We start from the raw sequence: 22,778 nt of genomic DNA on the forward strand, positions 1-22,778 counted from the left end.
ACAAGGAGAACGGACCAGCCGTACTACACGGCACGGTCCCGGCAGGGGATCAGACGCACCGCACCTGGAGGGTCGTCCGTTGTTCAGCATCACCGTTCGCGATCACCTGATGATCGCCCACAGCTTCCGTGGCGAGGTCTTCGGACCCGCGCAGCGCCTGCACGGGGCGACGTTCCTGGTGGACGCCACCTTCCGGCGTACCGAGCTGGACGACGACAACATCGTCGTCGACATCGGGCTGGCCACGCAGGAGCTCGGAGCTGTAGTGAGCGACCTGAACTACCGCAACCTCGACAGTGAACCGGTCTTCAAGGACACGAACACCTCGACGGAGTTCCTGGCCAAGGTCATCGCCGACCGCCTCGCCGACCGCGTGCACGCCGGGGCACTGGGCGAGGGCGCTCACGGGCTCGTGGGCATCACCGTCACCCTGCACGAGTCGCACATCGCCTGGGCGAGTTACGAGCGTGCGCTGTGACCGACACGACCATCGACCAGGCGTCCGTGAACGGGAACCAGGCTTCCCTGAACTACGTCCCGGTGCAGAACGCGGCTCTCCAGAAGGCCGAGATCATCCCCATGTCCCTGAGCTCCGTGCACTTCGTCATGCCGGGCGGTGTCGACGACCCGGCCGCGCCCAGCGGCGGGAACGCCTACGACCGGCGGCTCTGCCTCGACCTGCCCGGCTTCGGCTGGCAGGTCCACCGGCACGCCGTCGCCGGAGAGTGGCCGCGCCCCGGTGCCGCCGCCCGTACGCAACTCGCCCGTACGCTCAGCGAGCTGCCGGACGGCACGACCGTGCTGCTCGACGGGCTCGTGGCCTGCGGCGTCCCCGAGATCATCGTCCCCGAGGCCGAGCGGCTGTCCCTCACCGTCCTCGTACACCTGCCGCTCGCCGACGAGACGGGACTCGCACCCGCCGTCGCCGCCGAGCTGGACGCGAAGGAACGTACGACGCTGCGGGCCGTGTCCGCCGTCGTGGCCACCAGCGAATGGGCGGTGCGCCGGCTCGTGGCCCACCACGGGCTCGCCCCCGAGCGCGTCCACGTCGCCGAGCCCGGCGCCGACATCGCGCCGCTCGCCTCCGGCACCGATGGGGTCTCGCGGCTGCTGTGCGTCGCCGCGGTCACCCCGCGCAAGGGGCAGCACCGCCTTGTCGAGGCCCTCGCGACCGTCACCGACCTGCCCTGGAGCTGCGTCCTGGTCGGCGGACTCGGCCAGGATCCGGCGTACGTCGCCCGGATCCGCGCCCTGATCGAGCAGCACGGCCTCGGCAGCCGACTGCACCTGGCGGGAGCGCAGGCGGGCGCGCAGCTCGACGCGAGCTATGCCGCCGCCGACCTCATGGTCCTCACCTCTTACGCAGAGACGTACGGCATGGCCGTCACCGAGGCGCTCGCGCGCGGCATCCCGGTGCTGGCGACCGACGTCGGCGGGCTTCCCGAGGCGGTCGGCCGTGCGCCCGACGGCGGCGTGCCCGGGATCCTCGTACCACCGGAGGACCCGGCCGCTCTCGCCACGGAGCTGCGCGGCTGGTTCGGCGAGGCCGACGTACGCCGCCGTCTGAAGGCGGCCGCCCGCGGCCGGCGCGCCGCGCTCAACGGCTGGGCCACCACGGCCCGCAACCTGGCCGGCGTCCTGACACGGCTGCCGCGGGAACCCCGGAGGGCGGCATGAGTACGGCTCTCACCCCGTCGGAGGTGCCTGACGTGCCCGACCTGCCGGACGTCTCCGGGCACGAGGCGCGGGCGGGTGCGCCGGGGGAGCGCGTCGACGCGTTCGGTGCCGACGACGCCCCTCGATACGCGCCCCAGTGGCTGCAGTTGCGCGAGGGCGCCGATGCCGCCGCGCGGGCGTCCGACCTGCTCGACCCCTTGCGCATCCGTCTCGCGAACCGGCCGGGGCGCGGCGACGACCTGGTGATTCACGACCTCGGCTGCGGCACAGGGTCCATGGGCCGCTGGCTGGCACCGCGGCTCGACGGCGGCCAGCACTGGATCCTGCACGACCGGGATCCCTATCTCCTGCACTTCGCGACCGTGGGGGCGCCGCGCGCGGCGGCCGACGGCAGCCGGGTCACCGTCACCACACAGCGCGGTGACATCGGCCGGCTGAGCGCCGAGGCCCTGGCAGGGGCCTCGCTGGTGACCGCGTCCGCGCTCCTCGACGTCCTCACCGGCGACGAGATCGACCGCCTCGCGGCGGCGTGCGCGGGCGCCGGAGTCCCGGCCCTGCTGACGCTCTCCGTCGTCGGACGGGTCGAATTCGCACCGGCCGACCCGCTCGACGCCGAGTTCACCGAGGCGTTCAACGCCCACCAGCGCCGCGGTGATCTGCTCGGCCCGGATTCCATCACGGCCGCCTGCGAGGCCTTCGCCCGCTACGGCGCGACGGTCCGCGCCCATCCGAGCCCGTGGCGGCTCGGCCCCGACACCGCCGCGCTGACCGAGGAGTGGCTGCGCGGCTGGGTCGCCGCGGCCTGCGAGCAGCGCCCCGAACTCGCCGCCCGCGCAGAGACGTATCTGCGCTCCCGTGTGGCCGCGATCGCCGCGGGCGAGCTGCGGGTGGTCGTCCACCACAGCGATGTGCTGGCGCTGCCCCGGCCGACGGGCGGGACGCTGTGAGCGCGGCGGCGGAGGTGAGCAGGGACTCGAAGCGTGTTCGCTTCGACTCCCGCCGGATCCGCACCCACCTCGGCACGGTCGCCGGTGCCGCGATTCTCGGTGTGCTGCTCTGGCGGCTCGGTACCGGTGTCTTTCTGGACGGGCTGCGGCGGATCGACGGGGTGACGCTGCTCACCGCGCTCGGGCTCGGGCTGCTCACCACGGTGTTCAGCGCCTGGCGTTGGTGTCTGGTGGCGCGCGGGCTGAAGATCCGACTGCCCCTGGTGCCGGCCGTCGCGGACTACTACCGCGCCCTGTTCCTCAACGCGGCGCTGCCCGGCGGCATCCTCGGCGATGTGCACCGCGCCGTACGGCACGGCCAGAGCGAAGGGGACATCAGTCGCGGCGTACGGGCGGTGGTCCTCGAACGGACCGCGGGCCAGGCCGTGTTCATGGTTCTCGGGGTGACGGTGCTGCTCACCCAGCCGTCCCCGGTGCTCACGGAGATGCGCCGCGGCGCCCTGGTCCTGGCGATCGCCTCGGTGGGCGCAGTGGTGACCCTCGGAGCGGTGCGCAGGGTGCGGAACCCCGGCCGCTCCCGGCGGTTCACGGCTCTCCGCGCCACGCTCGTCGAAGCGCGCGGCGCCCTGCTCGCCCGGGGGAGCTGGCCCGGCCTCGCGCTCTCGTCGGTCGTGGTGATGGCCGGTCACCTGGCCATGTTCCTGCTCGCCGCCCGCGTCGCCGGATCCACCGCGTCCGCCGCCGAGTTGCTGCCGTTGGCGCTGCTGGCCCTGCTCGCCATGGGCCTGCCCCTGAACGTCGGCGGCTGGGGCCCGCGGGAAGGCGTCACCGCCTGGGCGTTCGGCGCCGCGGGGCTCGGCGCGAGCATGGGCCTGACTGTTGCCGTGGTCTACGGAGTGCTCAGCTTCGTCGCGAGCCTGCCGGGCGTGGCCGTCCTGGTCGTCCGGTGGTCGGCGGCGCTCCGGCGCCCCCGGGAGGAGAGCGCAGGAGGGCACGATCAATGCCGACGATCGACGACCGCCGAAGTCCCGGTCTCCGTAGTACCGGTCTCCGTCATCCCGGTTTCCGGATCTTCCACCTCCCAAGGCAGTCTCGCCGACGTCACCAGGGAGAAGTACGCCCCGAACGACTCGGTCAGCGCGGCCAGCAGCGCCTTCCCCTTCCCCGCACTGGCCATCGAGGGCCGCCCGATGACACCGGACTCGGTATAGGCCGACATGCCGAGAGTGAGCAGGTGCCGACGGTCGTCCGCGAGGAAATCGGAGGTCTCATATCCGGGCCTGACCAATTCAGGATGGGCATGCAGAAGAATGGAGGTCTCAATTTCTCCCGCGTGCATATCGCTGAGCAGCGAGGTCTCTACTCCGGCCCGCTCCCTCGCGGTTTCCCAGTCCTCCATCGCCGGGAAAAGCGCCATGCGCGTACCGCTGCCCGCCGATTCCTGAACCACATTGCCCAGTACGTAGTTTCCGCCATGTCCGTTGACCACCACCAGGGTGTCGACGCCCGACCGGCGGAGCGAGTCGGCGATGTCCCTGACCACCGCGTGGAGCGTGACGGAAGAGATGCTGACGGTCCCCGGCCACGCGGCGTGCTCGTGCGAGCAGGACATCGTCACCGGAGGAAGGAGATGGACCGGATACGCGGCCGCGACCTCCCGCGCGATGGCACACGCGACCAGCGTGTCCGTCGCGAGCGGCAGGAACGCACCGTGCTGTTCGAAGCTGCCGACGGGAAGCACGGCGACCTGCCGTGACACACCCGCCCCCCGCGCCCGTACGTCCTCCGTGGTGTCAACCGGCAACAGACCGGATACCGTCGGGCGCGTTCCCGAACCACTCATGTTTTCACGGCCTTTCGACTCTGCTTAGGAATCAGATCATGACAGATAACTCTGGAGCACTCGGCGGGAATACCCACCGCACAGGTGTCGAACGCGTCGTGATTGCCCCATTGCCCACCGTCTACGGCGCTTTCCACGCCGTCGGTTACCTCGACCATGACCGGGGAGAGGAACAAGTTGCCCTGGTGCACGGCGACTTGGCCGACATCGGTGCAGGGGACACACTCACCAGACTGCATTCGGAATGCCTGACCGGGGACGCCTTCGGATCCATGCACTGCGAATGCGGCGACCAACTCGCCGCCGCGCTGCGTGCCATCGTGGCGGAGGGGCGCGGCATCCTCGTCTACCTCCGGGGCCACGAGGGCCGGGGCATAGGCCTGCTCGCCAAGCTCCGGGCGATGCAGCTCCAGTCGGAGGGCATGGACACCGTCGAGGCGAACCTCGCCCAGGGTCTGCCGGTGGACGCCCGCGACTACCGGGTGGCGGCGGACATCCTGCACGACCTCGGCGTGCGGTCCGTACGGCTGATGTCGAACAACCCGCGCAAGCGCGAGGCGCTGCTGCGCCACGGCATCAGGGTCGCCGAGCAGGTTCCGCTGCTGATCCCGCCGTGCGAGGAGAACCTCAGCTACCTGCTGACCAAGCGCGAGCGCATGGACCACCACCTCCCGCACCTGGACGGAGCCCAGCTGGGCGGGTCGCCGCTGAACGGCGGCCACTTGGTCGACCGCGATCTTTTGCGGATCGGCAAAGACGGCTATCACTGAGGAATGACAGCAGACGACGCCGCTGAGGACACTGCCGACCCCGGTCCGCTGTATCTGTCGCGCGAGCAGGTGCGGGAGCTGCTCGACACGGATACCGCGATCGCCTCGCAGCGTGCGGCCTTCACCGCGCTCGGCGACGGCACGGCCGAGCTGCCGGGAAAGATCATGCACCCCAGCCGCTTCGACGACAGCGTCGTCTTCGCCTACCTCGCCCGGCTGTCCGCGGACACCGGCGCCGTCGCCAAGTTCGGCAGCGTCAACCCGGGCAACGCGGCGGCCGGGCTGCCGACCGTCCACGCCGTGATCAACGCGCTCGACCCGGCCACCGGGCAGCTCGCCGCCGTCATGGACGGCACGTCGGTGACGACCCTGCGCACCGCCGCGGCGAGCGCCGTCGCCTTCGACGTACTCGCGGGCGCCGACAGCGCGGAGCTCGGTCTGCTCGGCTCCGGCACCCAGGCCCTGGCCCATGCGCGGGCCGTCGCCCGGATACGGGATGTGCGGACCGTACGAGTGTGGAGCCCGGACCCGGGGCGCCGGGCGCACGCGGCGCACCGTCTCGCCGCCGAACTCGGCGTCGCCGTCAAGGCGGTCGAGACGGCCGAGGAAGCCGTGGCGGGGCTGCCGATGGTCGCGGCCTGCACGCTCAGCAGTACGCCCGTCGTGCGGGGCGAATGGCTGGCGCCGGGGTGCACGGTCGTCAGCGTCGGCTCCTTCGAGCCCAGCAGGAGCGAGGTCGACGCGGAGGTCCTGCGGCGGGCCGCGGCGGTGGTCGTCGACGATCCGGCGACGGCGGCGGAACACGCCGGTCCGGTCGTCGACGCGCTGCGCCACGGACGGCTCGCCCCGGGGGACCTGATTCCGCTCGGCGGCGTGCTCACCGGCACGCACCCGGGCCGCAGGCACCCCGACGACATCGTCTTCTACAACAGCGTCGGGCTCGGTATCCAGGACGCCGCCGCGGCCTGGGCCGTCATCCACGCGGCCCGCGCGAAGGGGGCGCGCCGGTGAACCGGACGGCGCGGGTCGTCGTCATCGGCGGCGGGGTGATGGGCGCGAGCATCGCCTACCACCTGGCGCGTGCGGGCGTACCCGACGTGGTGCTCGTCGAGCGCGACGAACTGGCCTCCGGGTCGACCTCGCGGGCCGCGGGCGGGATCCGGGCGCAGTTCTCCGACGAGCTCAACATCCAGCTCGGCGCCCGGAGTCTGGAGGCCTTCGCCCGCTTCGGCGAGGACCCGGGCCAGGACATCGGACTGCACCGGGTCGGCTATCTGTTCCTGCTCTCCACACCCGAAGAGGTCGCGTCCTTCGAAGCGGGCGTACGGCTGCAGAACTCCCTCGGTGTGCCCAGCCGCATGATCGACCCGGCCGAGGGGCGCCGGCTCTCGCCCCTGATCACCACCGACGGGCTGCTCGCGGCGGCCTTCTCACCGGACGACGGGCACTGCACGCCCGAGTCCGTCGTCCAGGGCTACGCCGCCGGGGCCCGTCGGCACGGCGCGACCGTGCTGCGGCACTGCGAGGTCACCGGCATCGAACTGCGCGGCGGGGAGATCACCGCGGTGCTCACCGGCCGGGGCCGGATCGAGACCGACACGGTGGTCTGCGCGGCAGGTGCCTGGTCGCGGGCCCTCGGCGCGATGGTGGGCGTGGACCTGCCGGTGGAGCCGCTGCGCCGCCAGATCGCCGTCACCGAACCCGTCCCGGGGCTGCCGCCCGACCTCCCCATGACCATCGACTTCACCAGCAGCCTCTACTTCCACACCGAGGGCCCCGGTCTGCTGCTCGGTATGTCCGACCCCGACGAGACCCCCGGCTTCGCCACCGAAACCCACGACCGCTGGATCCCCCGCCTGGGCGAGGCCATGGAGCGACGCGCCCCCGCCCTGCTCGACCTCCGCCGTACGGGCGGCTGGGCGGGACTGTACGAGATGACACCGGATCACAACGCACTGATCGGCGAGGCGGGTTCGTGTGCGCGCTTCCTGTACGCGACGGGGTTCTCCGGCCACGGATTCCTCCAGGCACCGGCGGTCGGCGAGGTGGTCCGCGACCTGTACCTGGGCCGCGTACCCTTCGTCGACATCAGCCCCCTCAGCGCCGAACGCTTCGCCGCCGACGCCCTGCGCCCGGAGATCAACTGCGTATGAACGCCCTGCATTTGTGGCTCCGCCACGAGACCCGTACGACCGAACAGCGCACGCCGATCGTGCCCACGGACGCCCGACGACTCGTCGAGAGCGGCGTGACCCTCACCGTCGAGCAGTCACCGCAGCGGGTCTTCCCGATCGAGGCGTACGAGGAGGCCGGCTGCCGTGTCGCCGAGACCGGATCCTGGGTCTCGGCGCCGCCGGACGCGGTCGTCCTCGGACTCAAGGAACTCTCCGACGAGCCGGCCGCACTGACGCACCGCCACATCTTCTTCGGGCACGCCTACAAGCAGCAGCCCGGAGCCGAAGCCCTGCTGCGCAGGTTCCTCGCAGGGGGCGGAGTTCTGCTCGACCTCGAATACCTGGTGGACGACAAGGGGCGCAGGCTCGCCGCCTTCGGCTACTGGGCCGGATATCTGGGGGCCGCCCTGGCCGTACTGCATCACAGGGGCAGGCTCCGGACCCCGCTGCGGCCCACCTCCAAGGAGGAACTGGACGCGGAACTGGCCGGAGAAGGACCGGAGTTGAAGGCGCTGGTGATCGGCGCCCTGGGCCGCAGCGGCCGGGGCGCGCGGGACGCGCTGGAGACGGCCGGGGTCGAGCCCACCTGCTGGGACCTCGAAGAGACCCGAGACCTGGACCGACCCGCCCTGCTGGCACACGAGTTGATGGTCAACACCGTGCTGACCACCCGGCCGATCCCGCCCTTCCTCACCGACAAGGACCTCGACGAGCCCGGCCGTCGGCTGCGCACCCTGTGCGATGTCACCTGCGATGTCGGCTCGCCCCTGAACGTCCTGCCGGTCTACGACACCACCACGGACTGGACGGACCCCGTCCGCCGACTGCGTGAGCGGCCCGCCCTCGATCTGATCGCCATCGACAACCTGCCGTCGCTGCTGCCGCGCGAGGCGAGCGTCGACTTCTCCGCGGCGCTGCTGCCGCTGCTCCTGGACTTCGAGACGGGTGGGGCGTGGGGCCGCGGTCTCGACCGGTTCCACCGGGCCTGCAGTGAGATCGGCCAACGAGGCACAAGAGATGGGGAGTTCGGCGATGGCTGAGGCGACGCGCGCGAGCGGCACCGTGCACTGGATCGGTGCGGGCCTGTCCACCGGAAGCGGTCTCGCCGCGACCTGCGACGCCGCCACCCGCGTACGACTGTGGCACCGCACCCAGAAGCGTGCCGAACGGAGCCTGGCCGCCCGGGGTCTGACCGGGCGCGCCGAGCCACGCGCCTACACGCTCCCCGCGCTCACCGCCGAACTCGCCCCCGGAGACATCGTCGTCTCCATGCTGCCCGCGCCCGAACACGCCCCACTGCTCGCCGCCTGCGTCGCGCGCGGCGCCCACTTCGCCTGCTCCAGCTATGTGTCGGACGCGCTCCTGGAGCAGGTACCGGCGGCCGATCAGGCGGGTGTCGTGGTGCTGACCGAGTGCGGGCTGGACCCGGGCATCGACCATCTCTTCGCGCACAGTCTGGTCGCCCGCGCCCAGCAGGCGATCGGCGCCGATACGGCCGCCTCGTACAGCCTCACTTCGTACTGCGGTGGCATCCCGGCCGTGCCCAACGACTTCAGGTACCGCTTCAGTTGGGCGCCGGCGGGGGTGCTGGGTGCCCTGCGCTCGCCCGCCCGCTATGTCGAGGGCGGTGCGGTGACGACGGCCGTCCGCCCCTGGGAGGCGACCCGCCCCCACGAGATCGACGGCGAGACCTTCGAGGTCTACCCCAACCGGGACAGCGTTCCCTTCCTCGACCAGTACGGGCTGCCCGAGGCCTGGAAACCGGGCACCTTCGTGCGCGGCACCCTGCGCCTCGACGGTTGGCTGCGCGCCTGGGACGCCGTCTTCGAGGAGCTGAAGGCGGGCGACGACCGGCGCATCGCCGCCCTCGCGCAGGAGTTGGCGGCGGCCTACCCGACCACCGAGGCCGACCGTGACCGGGTCGTCCTCGCGGTTTCGCTGGAGGCACGCGGCGGCCCGGGCCCGGGGGAGGCCTGGTCGGGGCGTTACCTCCTCGACCTGGAGGGCACCGCCGACGAGAGCGCCATGGCCCGCTGTGTCTCCCGCACGCTGGCCCTCGGTGTCCGCCACATCCTCGACGGCACGCTCCCGGCGGGCCTCAGCCGGGCCGCCGGGACGGCGGAGCGGTCCGAGGAGTGGCTGGCCGAACTCGCCCGGGACGGCGTGGACTTCACGTTCCGGGCTGGGTGACCCGGGCGAGTGGGGTGAGCGCGCTCAGTCCAGCAACGCCTCCTGCACCAGCCGCTTCAGCTCACGGAAGATCGAGTGGGAGGAGGTGGGGCGGACCTGGGTCAGGAACTGCACGGTCAGGTCGTTGGCCGGGTCGATCCAGAAGGTCGTACTGGCCACGCCGCTCCAGCCGTACGCGCCCTGGCCGGCCGGGGACAGGGTGATCTCCGGGTCCACCACCACGGAGACGCCGAGGCCGAAGCCGAGGCCCGCGTTGCCCGGTTCCCGGTGGACGGGGCTGCCGAAGGTGCGGCGGTCGGCGTTGTCGGGGAGGTGGTTGGACACCATCAGGTCCACCGTCTCCGGCTTCAGCAGGCGGCTGCCGTCGAGTTCGCCGCGCAGGCGGAGCAGTTCCATGAAGCGGTGGTAGTCGTGGGCGGTGGCCACCATGCCGCCACTCCCGGACACGCAGCGGGGGCGGCCGTGCAGGGGCAACCCGGCGATCGGGGTGATCCCGCCCTCGTCGTCCTCCCCGTACAACTCGGCCAGCCGGCCTTCCTGCTCGTCCGTGACGCAGAACCCGGCGTCCTTCATACCGAGCGGTGCGAAGATCCGCTCGGCCAGGAACGCGTCGAGGTCCTGGCCGGAGGCCACCTCGATGACGCGGCTGAGGACATTGGTGGCGACCGAGTAGTTCCACTGCGTGCCCGGCTCGAACTGGAGCGGCAGCCGGGCGTACGCCTCGCAGGTCTCGGCCAGATCCGCGCCCGCCGGTACGGACGACTCCAGTCCGGCCTTCCGGTACAGCGCGTCGACGGGATGCGCGTGGTAGAAGCCGAAGGTCAGGCCCGCCGTCTGGGTCAACAGGTGCCGGACGAGGATGGGTTGTGCGGCCGGACGGGTCCTGGTGTCCGGGCCGGATCCGTCGACGTACACCTGTGGGTCGGCGAAGGACGGGAGGAAGTCGGCGACGGGGTCGTCGAGCCGGAGGCGGCCCTCTTCGAGGAGCATCAGCGCGCCTACCGAGGTGACCGGCTTCGTCATCGAGTACATCCGCCACAGGGTGTCGGCCTCGACGGGGAGTCCGGCCTCGCGGTCGCGGCAGCCGTACCTGGTGAGGTGCGCGATACGGCCGTGCCGGGACACGGACACCAGGTACCCGGGGAGTCTGCCGTCGTCCACCAGGTGGGCGAAGTGCTGATCGAGACGGGCAAGCGCCTTCGGATCGAGGCCGGCCTCGTGCGGCTCGGCCTCCTGTCGCAGATGTCCCATTTGGCTCTCCTCCGGGCTGCGGCTCTTGTTCCAACTCGCTTCATGGTCCCCTACGGATCCACGAACCGTCGTCTGCCCCGTACTTGTTGGTGGACTCCTTGCGATTGCGCACCGGCGTCCCCGCGGCCCCCGGCAGCCTCAGCGCGAGCAGAGTTCCGAGCGCGGACGCGGCCGCGAGTGCCGTGAGCGGTGGGCCGATGGAGACACCGGTCGTGGGGGTCATCAGCAGGGTCGCCGCCGCGACGCCCAGCGTGGGCCCCACATTCATCGCCGTCTGCTGGAGCCCGCCCGCCACGCCTGCCGACTCCGCCGAGGCGTGCCGTACGAGGACCGCCGTCGCGGTGACCATCACGGTCGCGAAACCGGCGCCGAGCAGCAGGAATCCGCTGCCGATCGGCACGGCGGTCGAGGCCCGGCCGAGCCGGGAGAGCAGGAGGACCCCGGCGGTCAGGGTGGTCATCCCGGCCAGTGTCGTCCGGCGCGCACCCTGCCGGCGCAGCAGGACGGCCGCGACCGGCGCGCCCAGCACCATCATCACGGCTCCGGGCAGCGCCCGCAGACCGGTCTGAAGGGGATCCAGGTCGAGAACTTCCTGGAGGTAGTAGCTGCCGACGAAGAGTGAGCCCAGCATCGCCGCCGAGGCGGCCACCAATATGCCTAGCGCCGCACCGACGGTGGCGGAGCCGAGCACGTCGTGGGGCACCAACGGGCTCGCGGTGCGCTGTTCGTGACGTACGAACGCGGCTCCCGCGGCCACGACGACGAGCAGCCCGAGCGCGGATGAGGTCGTCCAGCCGGTCTGCGGTATCCCGACCAGCGTGTGTACGAGACTCACCAGGGCCGCCGCCAGCAGGCAGGCCCCGGGTACGTCGAGCCCGCCCGCGGTGGCCCGGTGCCGCGCCGGGCCCCGGACGGCGAGCGCCGACCCGCCCATGACCAGCGCGGGCACGACGTTCAGGAAGAAGACGGCGCGCCAGCCGAGGGTGGTGACCAGCGCCCCGCCGATCACCGGACCGGCGGCGGCCGCGAGACCGATGGCACTGGTGCGCAGCGCGATCGGCATCGCGAGCCGGTCGGCGGGGTACGCGGCGCGCAGCATCCCCAACGTGGCGGGTTGCAGCAGCGCGCCGAACACGCCCTGCGCGACCCGGAGTCCGATCACCCAGCCGATCCCGGGTGCGCACCCGATCCCCGCCGACGTGGCGCCGAAGCCCAGGATCCCCACGGCGAAGACCTGTTGGTGCCCGTACCGGTCTCCGAGCCGGCCCGCGAACACCAACAGGCTTGCCACTGCGATGAGATAGCCGGTGCTCGTCCACTGGACCTGCGCGAACGTGGCGTGCAGATCGCGTTGCAGGGTGGGCTGCGCGACGGTGAGCACGGTGCCGTCCAGGGCGACGATCACCGCACCGGTGACACTGCTCGCGAGCGTGAGCCGACGACTTAGGTGTGCGTTCACCGAGGGTCGGGCCCGAGGTGCGCGTCCAGCGCCGCATGCAGAAGGGGTACGAAGTCCTCAGCGCCGGTGGAGAGTTGGAGGCTGCCGAAGCTCCACAGCTGGGCGATCCCGTGCAGGTTCGCCCACAACGCGCCCGCGACGACCGGGGCGTCGGCCTCGGGACGCACCTGGCCGACCAGGTCCACCAAGGCGCCGAACAGCGGAAGGCTCGTCTCGCGAAGACCCAACCGATTGCTCGCCAGCAGGTCGTGACGGAACATCAGCTCGTACATTCCGCGGTTGCTCAGCGCGAAGTCGAGGTAGACCCGCCCCAGCGTAGTGAGCTGCGTGCGGGGCGACGACGCCCCGCTGCCGGCGACCGACTCCGCCGCCCGCGTGCCGAGCTCAATGAAGCCCCGGCGGGCGATGGAGGACAGCAACTCCAGGTGGGTGGGGAAATAGCGGCGCGGAGCTCCGTGGGAGACCCCGGCCCGCCGGGCGATCTCCCGCAGGGACAGCGCCTGGGCCCCCTCCCTGGTCACCAGGTCCACTCCGGCCTCGATCAGGCGGGCCCGCAGCCCTGCCTCTTCCTCGCTGGTCATAGACACTGTCTACCAGGACTCGGTAGACAGTGTCTACGTGGAATGTCTCGCCCGGTCCGAAGCGTTGATCGAGGCATGACTCAGGACGCGACGCAGGACGCACTGGTGAAACTGCTCTCCGAGTACAAGGGCGGGGTGCTCGTCACCCTCAAGAAGGACGGCCGGCCCCAGCTGTCGAACGTCACCCACGCCTACTACCCCGACGAGCGGATCGTCCGGGTCTCACTCACGGACGACCGGGCCAAGACGCGCAATCTGCGCCGGGATCCTCGGGCCTCGTACCACGTGACCAGCGAGGACCGCTGGGCGTACACGGTCGCCGAGGGCACCGCCGAGCTGACGCCCGTCGCCGGTGATCCGCAGGATGAGACCGTCGAGGAACTCATCCGGCTCTACCGGGACGTCCAGGGTGAGCACCCCGACTGGGACGACTATCGGGCCGCCATGGTTCGTGACCGTCGGCTCGTCCTACGGCTCCACGTGGAGCGCGCGTACGGCATCCCCCGCAGACGCTGAACCGTCCCCGCTCACGGCGTCGGTGCGGGCCTCGATCGCGTGGAGCACGGCCGCCATGTCGGACCCGCCGTGTCCCAGTGCCACGGTCTCCTCGAAGAGAGCGTGGCAGACATCGAGGAGCGGGGAGGCCAGGCCGGACTTTCTGGCGGCCTCGGCGATCAGCTCGTTGTTCATCAGGACGTTGTGAGCCGCGGCCTGTACGGCGAAGTCGCGCTCAAGGAGCTTCGGGGCCTTCATCCGCGAGACGGCGCTGGCCATCGGTCCTGCGCCCAGCACCTCCAGGAAGAGCTTCCGGTCCAGGCCCTGGCGGTCGGCGAAGTGGAACGCCTCGCTGAGGCCGGTCACCAGGGTGATCAGGAACAGATTCACCGAGAGCTTCATCAGCAGGGCGTTCGGCACAGGCCCGCAGTCGAACGTCTCCTGACTCATCGGCCCGAGCAGTGGGCGTACCTCCTCGACGGCCTCGGGGTCACCGGCGAGCATCGCCACGAGCTGACCGGCCTCCGCCGGGACCCGCGAGCCGGAGACGGGCGCCTCGGCGTACCGGCCGCCCGCCGCGCGGATCTCGGCCTCCAGTTCGCGCGAGTACTCCGGTGAGGTCGTCCCCATGTGGACGACGGTGTGTCCGGCGATCCGCTCGGCGAAGTCCGGGGTGCCACGTCCGAGGGCCGCGTCGATCGCGGGTCCGTCCGCCAGCATCAGGAACACCACGCGGGCCCGCTCGAAGACCTCGGCGGGGCGGGACGCCACCTCGGCGCCGACCGCGCGCAGGGGCTCGGCCCTGGCGGGCGTCCGGTTCCAGACGACGAGAGGGGTGGCCGCCCGGGCCAGGTTGAGCGCCATGGGCTGCCCCATGGTTCCGAGGCCGATGAAACCCACGTACACACCGCACCGCCGTCTCCGCCCGGCGTGCGCGCCGGGCCAGCCCCCCGCTGCTGCCCATGACAGTCGTCATGGTAGCGGGAGCTATGACGCCTGTCATAGTGGAACCGGGAACGTACGAGCGGTGCGTACGGCAGACGGAGCGGGAGGTCGACGATGGTGGATTCCGGGCGCGGGCCGCGGGAGCGGATGGTGTTCAGCGCGGCGCAGCTCATCCGGCGCGACGGGGTCGCCGCGACCGGCATGCGGGAGGTTGCCGCGCATGCCGGGGCGCCGCGCGGATCGCTCCAGCACTACTTCCCGGGCGGCAAGGAGCAGCTGGTCAACGAGGCCGTGGACTGGGCAGGTCGCTATGCGGGCAAGCGCGTCGCCCGCTTCCTCGCCGAGCTGCCGGAGCCGACGCCGAGCGGTCTGTTCGCGGCCATGGTGGGGCAGTGGACCGAGGAGTTCCGGACGGCCGGGTTCGCCTCGGGCTGCCCCGTCGCGGCGGCGACCGTGGACTGCGCCGAGTCCGTCGAGTCCACCCGGGGCGCTGCCGCCGCCGCGTTCGCCCGCTGGAACCGCCCGGTGGCGGCGGCGCTGACGGACCTGGGCGTACCGCGCGACCGGGCCGAGCCGCTGGCCACGCTCATGATCAGCGCCTTGGAGGGGGCGCTCCTCATCGCCAGGACCGAGCGGGACGTACGTGCCCTGACGACCGTGGCCAAGGAGCTCGGCCCGCTGCTGGACCGGGCGCGAACGACGAACCACGGGCTGCGTGAGTGAGAGGGGACGCGGGTCAACTTGGCTGCTGGAAAAGGCTGGTTGTGCCGCCGGGACGCACGGACCGCCGCGTAGGGTCGAACCCGACACGGGTGTGAGGTGCAAGGCGCCCAGCTGGGCAGAGGCGTCGGAAGCGGGGGAGTGCGGGCATGCTGGATCCCATCTCGTTGGCGGCCGTCACGGCGGTACTGGGAACCGTCGGCTCGGGAATGGCCAACGAAGCGGGCAGGTGGGCCTGGGAGTCGACCGGGGGACTGGTCCGCCGGATCGTGGGCCGGGAGGTCACGGCACCGAACAGCGCCGAACAGTTCACCGAAGTGGCACAGTTGGTGCACGAGCGTCTGCAGAGCGATCAGCAACTTGCCCTCACCTGGGCCCTGTTCGCCCAGGCCCTACCCACGTCCGGAGCCACTCCCCGGCCCGCACACCCCCGCCTACCCCCCTCCACAAGGTTCTTCACGGACCGTCAGGACGCCTTGAAGCTCCTCGACAAAGAGGCGGCGCGCGCCTTCGACGGAAGCCCCCGGGTGGCGCTCCTGCACGGCCGGGAAGGCATGGGCACCAGCACACTGGCCGTGCACTGGGGCTGGCGCCGGGCGGACCGCTTCCCGGACGGACAGCTCTACGCCGACCTGCGCGGCCCCCGCGTGACCGACGCCGGGGCCATCCTGAGCTCACTGCTGCGTCAACTCGGCCTGCCCGACGAGGAGATACCGCCCTCCGCCGACGACCGCGTCGACCGCTTCCGACGGCACGTCGCCGACCGGCACCTGCTGCTCGTGCTCGACCACGCCCAGTCCGCCGCGCAGATCCGCCCCCTGCTGGCCCCCGCGCCCGGCGTGTTCACGGTCGTCGTCACCCGCCGTCCGTTCACCGGCATCGACGCCCTGCCGGTCCAGATCGGCCCCCTGGCCCGGCGCGACGCGGTACGGCTGCTCACCGAGTTGGCCGGCAAACCCGCGATCGCCGCGGCCAAGGCCGCGCTGCCCGCCGTACTGGAGCGTTGCGGTGGCTCGCCCTACGCCCTCCGTGCCGCCGCACCCCGTCTCACCGAACTCCCGTTGGCGGAGCCGCCGTTGTCCGGTGCTGATCCGGTGCGCGCCGCTGCCGACGACTCCTACCGTCTGCTGCGCCCCGCAGCGGCCCGGCTCTACCGGCTGACCGGCCTCTACGACTGGCCCGCCTTCGATGCCACGACCGCCGCCCGAACAGCGGACATCGAGGAGACCGAGGCGGCCACGCTCCTGGAGGAACTCGCCGACGCGCTGCTGCTGGAGCGCACCGGCGCCGGCCGCTACCACTACCGCCCCGTCGTTCGCGCACACGCCGAAGCCACCGCGGCAGCCACCGACGGCATCGCCGCCTGCTCGGCCGCGGTGTCCCGCACCGTCGAGGGCTATCTGCACCTGGCGGTCGGGGCGGCCCAGGCGGCTCTCCCGGAGAGCTGGCGGGTCCCGACCGGCGCCTCCCCGCTCCGGTACGCGGACCGGGGCGAGGCCGTGGCCGCACTCGCCACCGAATCCCGCAATCTCGTCCAAGCGGTGTACGCCGCCGAGGAGTTCCACGACTGGGACACCGTCGCGAAACTCTGCCAGGCACTGTGGCCGCTCCAGCTCAAGGCGGGCCACCACGACGTCCTCCTGCCCGCCCTCCGGACCGGCGTGCGCACGGCCGAGGCCCACTTCCCCGGCACCCGGACGGCGGGATCACTGCACGTCCAACTCGCCCACACCCTGACCGAGTTGCGCCGCTGGGACGAGGCCGAACCCGAAGCGCTCGCGGCGGCGCGCGACGAACACGCCGCCGGACACCTGCGTGGCCACGCCTCCGCCGTCGAGATCCTCGGGCTGCTGCGACTGCGCCAGTGGCGCTGGCAGGAGGCCTACGACTCCTTCGACGAGGCCGACCGCATCCTCGACGGCATCGGCCCCGACGACGAGGGCGCCGGTGATCTGCCGCGTGCCCGCGCCCTGTTGGAACGCCACCGGGGGCGCGCCCTGCGCGGCCTCGGCCGCCGAGAGGAGGCACGGGAGCGGCTGGAGCGCGCTCTGCGGTTCTTCCGGGAGAGCGGCGAGGCGTACAACACGGCACGCGCCCTCACCGACCTCGCCGAAACCCGCCTGGACGGCGGTCAGTTCACGGATGCCCTGTCGCTCATCGACGAGGCGGTCACGGCGCTGGCGAAGGAGAACGCGGCGTATCACGTCGCGCTTCTGCGGACGCTGCGCGAGCGGTGCGTCAGCGCTGCGGGCCTTCAGGATTGACCCGTACGCGATCTTTCAGGAGCGCTCCGAGCACGATCTTTCAGGAATGATCCGTGCGCGATCCTTCGGGAGCGATCCGTACGCGATGGACGGTCGGGCCGGTGCGCACGGTCATGCCCCGGTCGACCAGTTCGCCGAGCGACTTGCCGGCCGCCAGCCAGGCGTGCAGGGCGGAGGCGTACGCGGCAGGGTCGGCATCCGCCTCGGACGGTGCGCCGGTGAGGTGGAGGAGGTCCCCGGCGCGGGTGCCGACGGTGCAGTCGTCGGGCCCGGTGACGTAGCAGGCGAGCGCGCACTCCGGGAGCCGGGCGAGCACCTCCCGGTTCCACGCCGCCGGGGAGCCGAACCGCGGATCGGCTGCCTCGCCGTACCTGAACACGAGATCCGCGAGGGCGAGTTGGCCGGGATCGCGGGTGTCCTCGTGTACGGCTGTGTGCGCCTCCCAGGCACCCTCCGGTTCACCGTCGTGGCCGGCATGGCGTACGACCGAGACCTCGCCCGAGCCGAGGAGCCGCGTCAGGACGTGCAAGGGCGCGGTGCGTGACGGAGGCTCGTACGGCGGAAGTGGGAGCGGTTCGAGGAGCGCGGGCCCGTCGGGTTCCGGGACGCCGATGAACTCGTAGAAGAGGCGGCGCAGCCGGGCCGCGGACTCGCCCGGCACGGAGCTTGCGAACTCGGCGGGACCGGGCAGGGCGTGGTGGGTGGCGAGCAACGACTCGACCTGGGGGCGTAGTTCGGCCCGTGTGTCGAGCCGTGGAGCGTCCCGTACGAAGTCGTACACGGGCGCGCCCGGATCGAGGCCGTCCAAGGGTGCGGCGCCGAGGAGTACGGGCGTGCCGAGCGCGGCGGCGTAGTAGGTGACCGAGCCGTGGTCGCCGATCACGGCGTCCGCCGCGAGCAGGGCCTGGCGCCAGCCCTCCAGCGGGTCGACGAGGGCCAGTCCTGCGCGCCGGGCCCGATTGAGCCAGGCACGGATCTGACCGGGGCCGTGGCCGTGCCAGATGTTGGGGTGGAGCACGGCCGCGAGGCGGTACTCGTCGGCCGGGAACTCCGCGGTCAGCCGCGGCAGCAGCGAGGGGAGTATGTCAGCTCCGCCGCCATCCCCGAAGAGCGACTCCGGGTTCCAGGTGGAGTTGAGCAGGATCAGCCGCTGGCCGGTGCGTAGGCCGAGGGCGCGGCGGAAGCGGTCGCGGTAGGGCCGGGCCGCCAGGATGCGGTCGAGGCAGGGGTCCCCGGCGAGCACGGCCGTCGGCGCCGCCTCGGGGCAGGCGACGCGCAACCGCTCGTACTGCTCGGGGTGCGACAGTACGAGTGCGTCGGCGACCGGTTCCCCGTCTTCGGCGAGCAGCCACTCGCGGGACATCCCGAACACGGGCGAGGGCACGGGCTCTCGGTATCCGGTATCCGGTATCCGGTATCCGGTATCGCCAGCCTCTTAGTATAGCCAACGCCATGCGACAAGACGGTCAACTTGCCGGAAAATGCCTGGAGTTGGCCGCCAAAACTCGCGGAGATCACCAGGGACACGGGGGTCTCCACGGCCTGCTCCCAGGGCAGTACCGGCACGGCGGTGTCGGCGAGCAGCTCGGCGACACCCGAGCGGAATGCGGATGACTCCGTGCACGTCACCAGCAACTGCACCCGGAAGTCGTCGTGGAACAGGGGGAGGACGTCCAGGAGCCGGGTGGCGGACGTGACGTTGTGCACGACGAACAGGACGCGGCGGGCGCTTCCGCGCGTGGCCCACCGGGCCGCCTCGTCCCCGACCGGCACCCGTATCCATCCGTCCCGCCCCACGTCCGTACACCGCCCCCGCGCCCGTCGGCCCAGCTCAAGGCCGGGCACCACTCGTGTGATCGGGCAACCGTAGTCGACGCGAGCTCCAACGTGTCCGGAGGGACTAGGTGGAACGCGCGAGTCACCGAACGCCTTTTGGCCGCCGGGGAGTTGGTGGCGGGGAGGAACGGCGGCCCTTGCGACGGGATAAGCGGTCGCCCGGTTCGGCGGTCGCCGCTAACGTGCGCGGAGTGATGACGGCCGACGACGTACTGTCCGTTTTGGTTGTGCTGAGGCAGGCGGATGCCGAAATCTGGATCGGCGGTGGCTGGGGCGTCGATGCTCTGCTCGGTGAACAGACGCGCCCGCACCGCGATCTGGACCTGATGCACCGTCGGGAGCAGGAGTCGGCCGTCGTGGCCGCATTGGGAGCTGCGGGATTCGTCGAGACGCTCGATCAGCGCCCCGTGCGATTCGTGGTCACCGACCCGCTCGGACGAGAGATCGATCTGCACCCGCTGCTCTTCGCCGCGGACGGTTCCGCCGTGCAGGCCTCGCCCGACCCGGGACGTCCGTTCGTCTACCCCGCCCCGTGCTTCGTCACAGGCACCGTCCGGGGGACCAAGGTCCGGTGCCTGTCGCCCGAGCAGCAGGCCGCTTTCCACCAGGGCTACGAACCCGCCGACCACGACCGTCACGACATGGCCCGCCTCCGGCAGGCTTTCGGGATCGCCACCCACTTCTGACAGACGTCGATGGATCACCGCTGGGACAGGGCGGCGGGTGCTCATGGTGCCGAGGTCCCGCTGTGGATGGGCAAGCGGGACCTCGGTGACTGGTGGTGCGCGGGTACTTTCCGTCGCCGCGTCGGACGGTCAGCGGACCGGGTGGTGGGCGTGGGACTCCAGGTCCCGGGCGTCGTGGGGTGCTCGCTCGACCACGGGGACGTGGCCCTTGCGGACGAACGCCTGGTACAGAACCGCGGCGACGACACCGCCGAGTACCGGGCCGACGATGTCCACCCACCAGCCGCCGTAGGAACCGGACACGATCATCGGGCCGAGACCGCGGGCCGGGTTGACGGCCGCGCCGTCGGTCGGACCTCCGATGAAGACCGCGGTGGCGAGGGCGAACCCGATGACGAGAGGGGCGGCAGGGGCCGGGAAGCGCCTGTCGGTGGCGGCGGCACTGACGACGAAGACCAGGATGAAGGTGATCAGGAACTCGACGAGGAGTGCCCGCCCGTCGCTCACACCCGGCTTCGGGTTGGTCGCGCCGAGATGCATGACGGTCCGCGCGGTGTCACCGCGAATGGCCCACGTGGCGAGAGCGGCGACGATGCCACCCGCCATCTGGACGGCGATGTAGCCGGGGACATGCCGCCACGAGAACTTGCGGACGACGGCCATCGCGATCGTCACGGCCGGGTTGAAATGCGCGCCGGAGACATGGGCGAGACCGCCGACCAGCGCGGCCAGCGCGATCCCGTTGACCAGCACGATGGCCAGCGAACCATAGGCCGATCCGGCGACGGACTGGGCCAGGCCCGCGGAGGTGGCGGTCGCGGTGATGGCGAACACCAGAATGAAGGTCCCGGTGAACTCCGCCAGGTAGGCGCCGACGACGCTGTGGGCCGCGGCTCGGGCGGTGGTTCGGTCGGTGTTGAGATGGAAACGGGGGAGGAAATCAATATGTACAGCCATGATTCACGTCCTTATGAGACGGGCGGGCAGGGGCTGTTCGTCGGCTGGATGGGGCGAGCGCCGGGGCTGAGAGCGCGCCTGAAGGAGGGGCGGGGCCCTGGTGACGAGGTCGCTGCGGTTGAGAGCCTGAACTGACGTCCCAGTGGCCGGGAGGGGCAGTGGGCTTCACGGCGAGGCTGTGCGGCAGAGGGCCTTGCGGCGAGGCTCTGGAGCAGACGGCGGTCATACGGCAAGGCTCAGGAACAGACGGCCTTGCGGTGCGGCTGAGGAGCAAAGGGCTTCACGGCAAGGCTAGTTGTGCCGGCCGCGCAGTTCCTTCACCGCGAGTTCCAGTCGCCTTCCGAGATCGGGGTCGGCGTGGGCGAAGTTGCCGACCGCCCGGTCGACGATGTCATCGCGCTCGGCGGACACACCGGAGATGGCGGTCGCGAGATTGGTGACCAGGCGATCCTTCGCGTCGTCCGGCATCAGTCGGTAGAGGTCGCCGGCCTGCACGAAGTCGTTGTCCTCGGCGTGCGGGGGAGTCTCGTGGTTGCCGGTGTAGCCGTCGACCGTGGTGGGCGACCACAGTGGCCGGTCGGTCTGCACCGGTCCGCCGAAGCTGTTCGGTTCGTAGTTCTTGGCGCCGCCGTGGCGACCGTCGTACAGCGCGCCGTCGCGTCCGTAGGTCCGCGCATCGGTGGCGTGAGGGCGGTTCACCGGCAGGAGATCGGCATTGACGCCGACGCGGTAGCGCTGGGCGTCCGCATACGCGAAAAGACGGCCCTGGAGCATCTTGTCCGGGGACGGCCCGATGCCGGCGACGAAGTGGGCCGGGCTGAAGATCGCCTGCTCGACCTCGGCGAAGACGTTGTCCGGGTTGCGGTCGAGCTCCAGCTTGCCGATCGCGATCGGCGGATAGTCCGCGTGCGGCCACACCTTGGTCAGGTCGAAGGGGTTGAAGCGGTAGTGGGCCGCCTCGGCCTCCGGCATGATCTGCACCTGCACGGTCCAGGACGGGAACTCGCCGCGCTCGATCGACAGGCGCAGGTCGCGCTGGTGGGAGTCGGTGTCGCGACCGGCGACCTCCACGGCGTCCTCCACCGTGAGGTTCCTGATGCCCTGGTCGGTCTTGAAGTGGTACTTGACCCAGAAGATCTCGCCGGCCTCGTTGTTCCACTGGTAGGTGTGCGAGCTGTAACCGTTCATGTGGCGGAAGGATGCCGGGATCCCCCGGTCGCCGAACAGCCACAGCACCTGATGCGTCGACTCCGGCGACAGACCCCAGAAGTCCCACATGTTGTCGGCCTCTTGGGATCCCGTGTACGGGTCGCGCTTCTGTGTGTGGATGAAGTCGGGGAACTTGCTCGCGTCCTTGATGAAGAACACCGGCGTGTTGTTCCCGACGAGGTCGTAGTTGCCCTCCTCGGTGTAGAACTTCAGCGCGAAACCGCGTGGGTCACGCACCGCGTCCGCCGAGCCGAGGTTGCCTGCCACCGTGGACATACGCAGGAAGGTCTCGGTCTGTTTGCCGACTTCGGAGAGGAATTTCGCGCGGGTCCACTTCGAGACGTCACGGGTGAGTGTGAAGGTGCCGTACGCGGCGCCGCCGCGTGCGTGCACGATGCGCTCCGGGATCCGCTCACGGTTGAAGTGCGCGAGCTTCTCGAAGAGTTGCTGGTCCTGGAGCAGCATCGGCCCGCTGGGACCGGCCGTCTCCGTGTTCTGGTTGTCCGCCAGGGGTGCGCCCGCCTCGGTGGTGAGGGTGGGACGGACTTGGTGTTCGGTGGTCACGTTGGCCTCCGATGATCCGGTCGAGAGTGCACTGGTCCTGTTGCGTACCAGGCTTGATCTCCTACCAGGATAAAAAGGACATATGCATACAAAAACCAAAAGGCGGTATGCATAAGGCAATCATTCGGGGATGAGCAGAGGGCCGGGCTCGATACGGACGCTGTTGGTTAATCCGGATCCCTGCGTGACGTCGGCCTTCAAGACCTGGTT

General features: G+C 71.2%; 20 protein-coding genes and 1 pseudogene. 13 read left to right on the forward strand and 8 right to left on the reverse strand.

The annotated features are described in order from the left end of the window. Positions 1-79: 79 nt before the first annotated feature. The 4 genes and pseudogenes from ACFWP7_RS28160 to ACFWP7_RS28175 all read left to right on the forward strand — a co-directional run. Positions 80-478: a 6-pyruvoyl tetrahydropterin synthase family protein gene (locus tag ACFWP7_RS28160; protein ID WP_384386542.1), complete on the forward strand. Its 399-nt coding sequence runs from the start codon at positions 80-82 to the stop codon at positions 476-478. Then, positions 475-1,677 (forward strand): glycosyltransferase family 4 protein, encoded by a 1,203-nt coding sequence (locus ACFWP7_RS28165; RefSeq protein ID WP_384386545.1) that lies wholly within the window; start codon positions 475-477, stop codon positions 1,675-1,677. The genes ACFWP7_RS28160 and ACFWP7_RS28165 overlap by 4 nt, the downstream gene beginning before the upstream one ends. Further along, complete coding sequence (locus ACFWP7_RS28170) at positions 1,674-2,624, forward strand: class I SAM-dependent methyltransferase (RefSeq protein WP_384386548.1); 951 nt, start codon at positions 1,674-1,676, stop codon at positions 2,622-2,624. The genes ACFWP7_RS28165 and ACFWP7_RS28170 overlap by 4 nt, the downstream gene beginning before the upstream one ends. 101 nt (positions 2,625-2,725) lie before the next feature. Next, positions 2,726-3,490 (forward strand): annotated as a pseudogene (locus ACFWP7_RS28175) (lysylphosphatidylglycerol synthase transmembrane domain-containing protein); the annotation flags it as partial. 131 nt (positions 3,491-3,621) lie between these two features. Here the strand turns inward: ACFWP7_RS28175 and ACFWP7_RS28180 are convergent. Then, entirely contained in the window at positions 3,622-4,467 is an 846-nt protein-coding gene (locus ACFWP7_RS28180; RefSeq protein ID WP_384386551.1) for a creatininase family protein, read from the reverse strand. 38 nt (positions 4,468-4,505) lie between these two features. On the opposite strand from ACFWP7_RS28180, the gene ribA reads away from it, so the two are divergent. Genes ribA through ACFWP7_RS28205 form a run of 5 tightly spaced genes read left to right on the forward strand, consistent with a single transcriptional unit; the run spans position 4,506 to position 9,601 of the window. Next, the gene (gene ribA / locus ACFWP7_RS28185; protein ID WP_384386554.1) at positions 4,506-5,237 is read left to right on the forward strand and encodes a GTP cyclohydrolase II; all 732 of its coding nucleotides are present in this window, start codon (positions 4,506-4,508) and stop codon (positions 5,235-5,237) included. A 3-nt stretch (positions 5,238-5,240) separates the two neighbouring features. Next, positions 5,241-6,248: an ornithine cyclodeaminase family protein gene (locus tag ACFWP7_RS28190; protein ID WP_384386557.1), complete on the forward strand. Its 1,008-nt coding sequence runs from the start codon at positions 5,241-5,243 to the stop codon at positions 6,246-6,248. Beyond that, positions 6,245-7,390: an NAD(P)/FAD-dependent oxidoreductase gene (locus ACFWP7_RS28195; protein WP_384386560.1), complete on the forward strand. Its 1,146-nt coding sequence runs from the start codon at positions 6,245-6,247 to the stop codon at positions 7,388-7,390. The genes ACFWP7_RS28190 and ACFWP7_RS28195 overlap by 4 nt, the downstream gene beginning before the upstream one ends. Next, positions 7,387-8,451 (forward strand): saccharopine dehydrogenase, encoded by a 1,065-nt coding sequence (locus ACFWP7_RS28200; RefSeq protein WP_384386563.1) that lies wholly within the window; start codon positions 7,387-7,389, stop codon positions 8,449-8,451. The genes ACFWP7_RS28195 and ACFWP7_RS28200 overlap by 4 nt, the downstream gene beginning before the upstream one ends. Continuing rightward, entirely contained in the window at positions 8,444-9,601 is a 1,158-nt protein-coding gene (locus ACFWP7_RS28205) for a saccharopine dehydrogenase family protein (RefSeq protein WP_384386566.1), read from the forward strand. Before ACFWP7_RS28200 ends, ACFWP7_RS28205 begins: the two co-directional genes overlap by 8 nt. A 24-nt stretch (positions 9,602-9,625) precedes the next feature. Here the strand turns inward: ACFWP7_RS28205 and ACFWP7_RS28210 are convergent, their stop codons facing one another. The 3 genes from ACFWP7_RS28210 to ACFWP7_RS28220 are packed head-to-tail and all read right to left on the reverse strand — an operon-like array spanning position 9,626 to position 12,892. Further along, on the reverse strand, positions 9,626-10,852 hold the full coding sequence (locus ACFWP7_RS28210) for a serine hydrolase domain-containing protein (RefSeq protein ID WP_384386569.1): 1,227 nt from the start codon (positions 10,850-10,852) through the stop codon (positions 9,626-9,628). Positions 10,853-10,892: 40 nt separating this feature from the next. After that, on the reverse strand, positions 10,893-12,311 hold the full coding sequence (locus ACFWP7_RS28215; RefSeq protein ID WP_384386572.1) for an MFS transporter: 1,419 nt from the start codon (positions 12,309-12,311) through the stop codon (positions 10,893-10,895). Next, positions 12,308-12,892: a TetR/AcrR family transcriptional regulator gene (locus ACFWP7_RS28220; protein ID WP_384386575.1), complete on the reverse strand. Its 585-nt coding sequence runs from the start codon at positions 12,890-12,892 to the stop codon at positions 12,308-12,310. Before ACFWP7_RS28220 ends, ACFWP7_RS28215 begins: the two co-directional genes overlap by 4 nt. Before the next feature lie 75 nt (positions 12,893-12,967). On the opposite strand from ACFWP7_RS28220, the gene ACFWP7_RS28225 reads away from it, so the two are divergent. Then, on the forward strand, positions 12,968-13,408 hold the full coding sequence (locus tag ACFWP7_RS28225; RefSeq protein WP_384386578.1) for a PPOX class F420-dependent oxidoreductase: 441 nt from the start codon (positions 12,968-12,970) through the stop codon (positions 13,406-13,408). Here ACFWP7_RS28225 and ACFWP7_RS28230 read toward each other — a convergent pair. Beyond that, positions 13,361-14,293 carry an NAD(P)-dependent oxidoreductase gene (locus ACFWP7_RS28230; RefSeq protein WP_384386581.1) on the reverse strand — a complete coding sequence of 311 codons (933 nt, stop codon included), beginning with the start codon at positions 14,291-14,293 and terminating at the stop codon, positions 13,361-13,363. The two genes, ACFWP7_RS28225 and ACFWP7_RS28230, sit on opposite strands and share 48 nt — an antisense overlap. A 153-nt stretch (positions 14,294-14,446) precedes the next feature. Between ACFWP7_RS28230 and ACFWP7_RS28235 the strand changes: the two genes are divergently transcribed. Together ACFWP7_RS28235 and ACFWP7_RS28240 are read left to right on the forward strand one after the other, a co-directional pair. Continuing rightward, positions 14,447-15,055, forward strand: coding sequence for a TetR/AcrR family transcriptional regulator (locus ACFWP7_RS28235; protein ID WP_384386584.1), 609 nt, complete (start codon positions 14,447-14,449; stop codon positions 15,053-15,055). Between the two features lie 146 nt (positions 15,056-15,201). Continuing rightward, entirely contained in the window at positions 15,202-17,316 is a 2,115-nt protein-coding gene (locus tag ACFWP7_RS28240) for a tetratricopeptide repeat protein (protein ID WP_384386587.1), read from the forward strand. A 40-nt stretch (positions 17,317-17,356) separates the two neighbouring features. Here the strand turns inward: ACFWP7_RS28240 and ACFWP7_RS28245 are convergent, their stop codons facing one another. Next, positions 17,357-18,700 carry a hypothetical protein gene (locus tag ACFWP7_RS28245; protein ID WP_384386590.1) on the reverse strand — a complete coding sequence of 448 codons (1,344 nt, stop codon included), beginning with the start codon at positions 18,698-18,700 and terminating at the stop codon, positions 17,357-17,359. A 646-nt stretch (positions 18,701-19,346) separates the two neighbouring features. Here ACFWP7_RS28245 and ACFWP7_RS28250 point away from each other — a divergent pair. Then, on the forward strand, positions 19,347-19,838 hold the full coding sequence (locus tag ACFWP7_RS28250) for a nucleotidyltransferase domain-containing protein (RefSeq protein ID WP_384386593.1): 492 nt from the start codon (positions 19,347-19,349) through the stop codon (positions 19,836-19,838). A 129-nt stretch (positions 19,839-19,967) separates the two neighbouring features. Here the strand turns inward: ACFWP7_RS28250 and ACFWP7_RS28255 are convergent, their stop codons facing one another. Together ACFWP7_RS28255 and ACFWP7_RS28260 are read right to left on the reverse strand one after the other, a co-directional pair. After that, positions 19,968-20,795, reverse strand: a complete 828-nt coding sequence (locus ACFWP7_RS28255) for an MIP/aquaporin family protein (protein WP_384386596.1) — start codon at positions 20,793-20,795, stop codon at positions 19,968-19,970. Positions 20,796-21,086: 291 nt separating this feature from the next. Then, positions 21,087-22,568 carry a catalase gene (locus ACFWP7_RS28260; protein ID WP_384386599.1) on the reverse strand — a complete coding sequence of 494 codons (1,482 nt, stop codon included), beginning with the start codon at positions 22,566-22,568 and terminating at the stop codon, positions 21,087-21,089. Positions 22,569-22,778: the final 210 nt, after the last annotated feature.

It is taken from the genome of Streptomyces sp. NPDC058470, assembly GCF_042721055.1.
Lineage (GTDB): Bacteria > Actinomycetota > Actinomycetes > Streptomycetales > Streptomycetaceae > Streptomyces.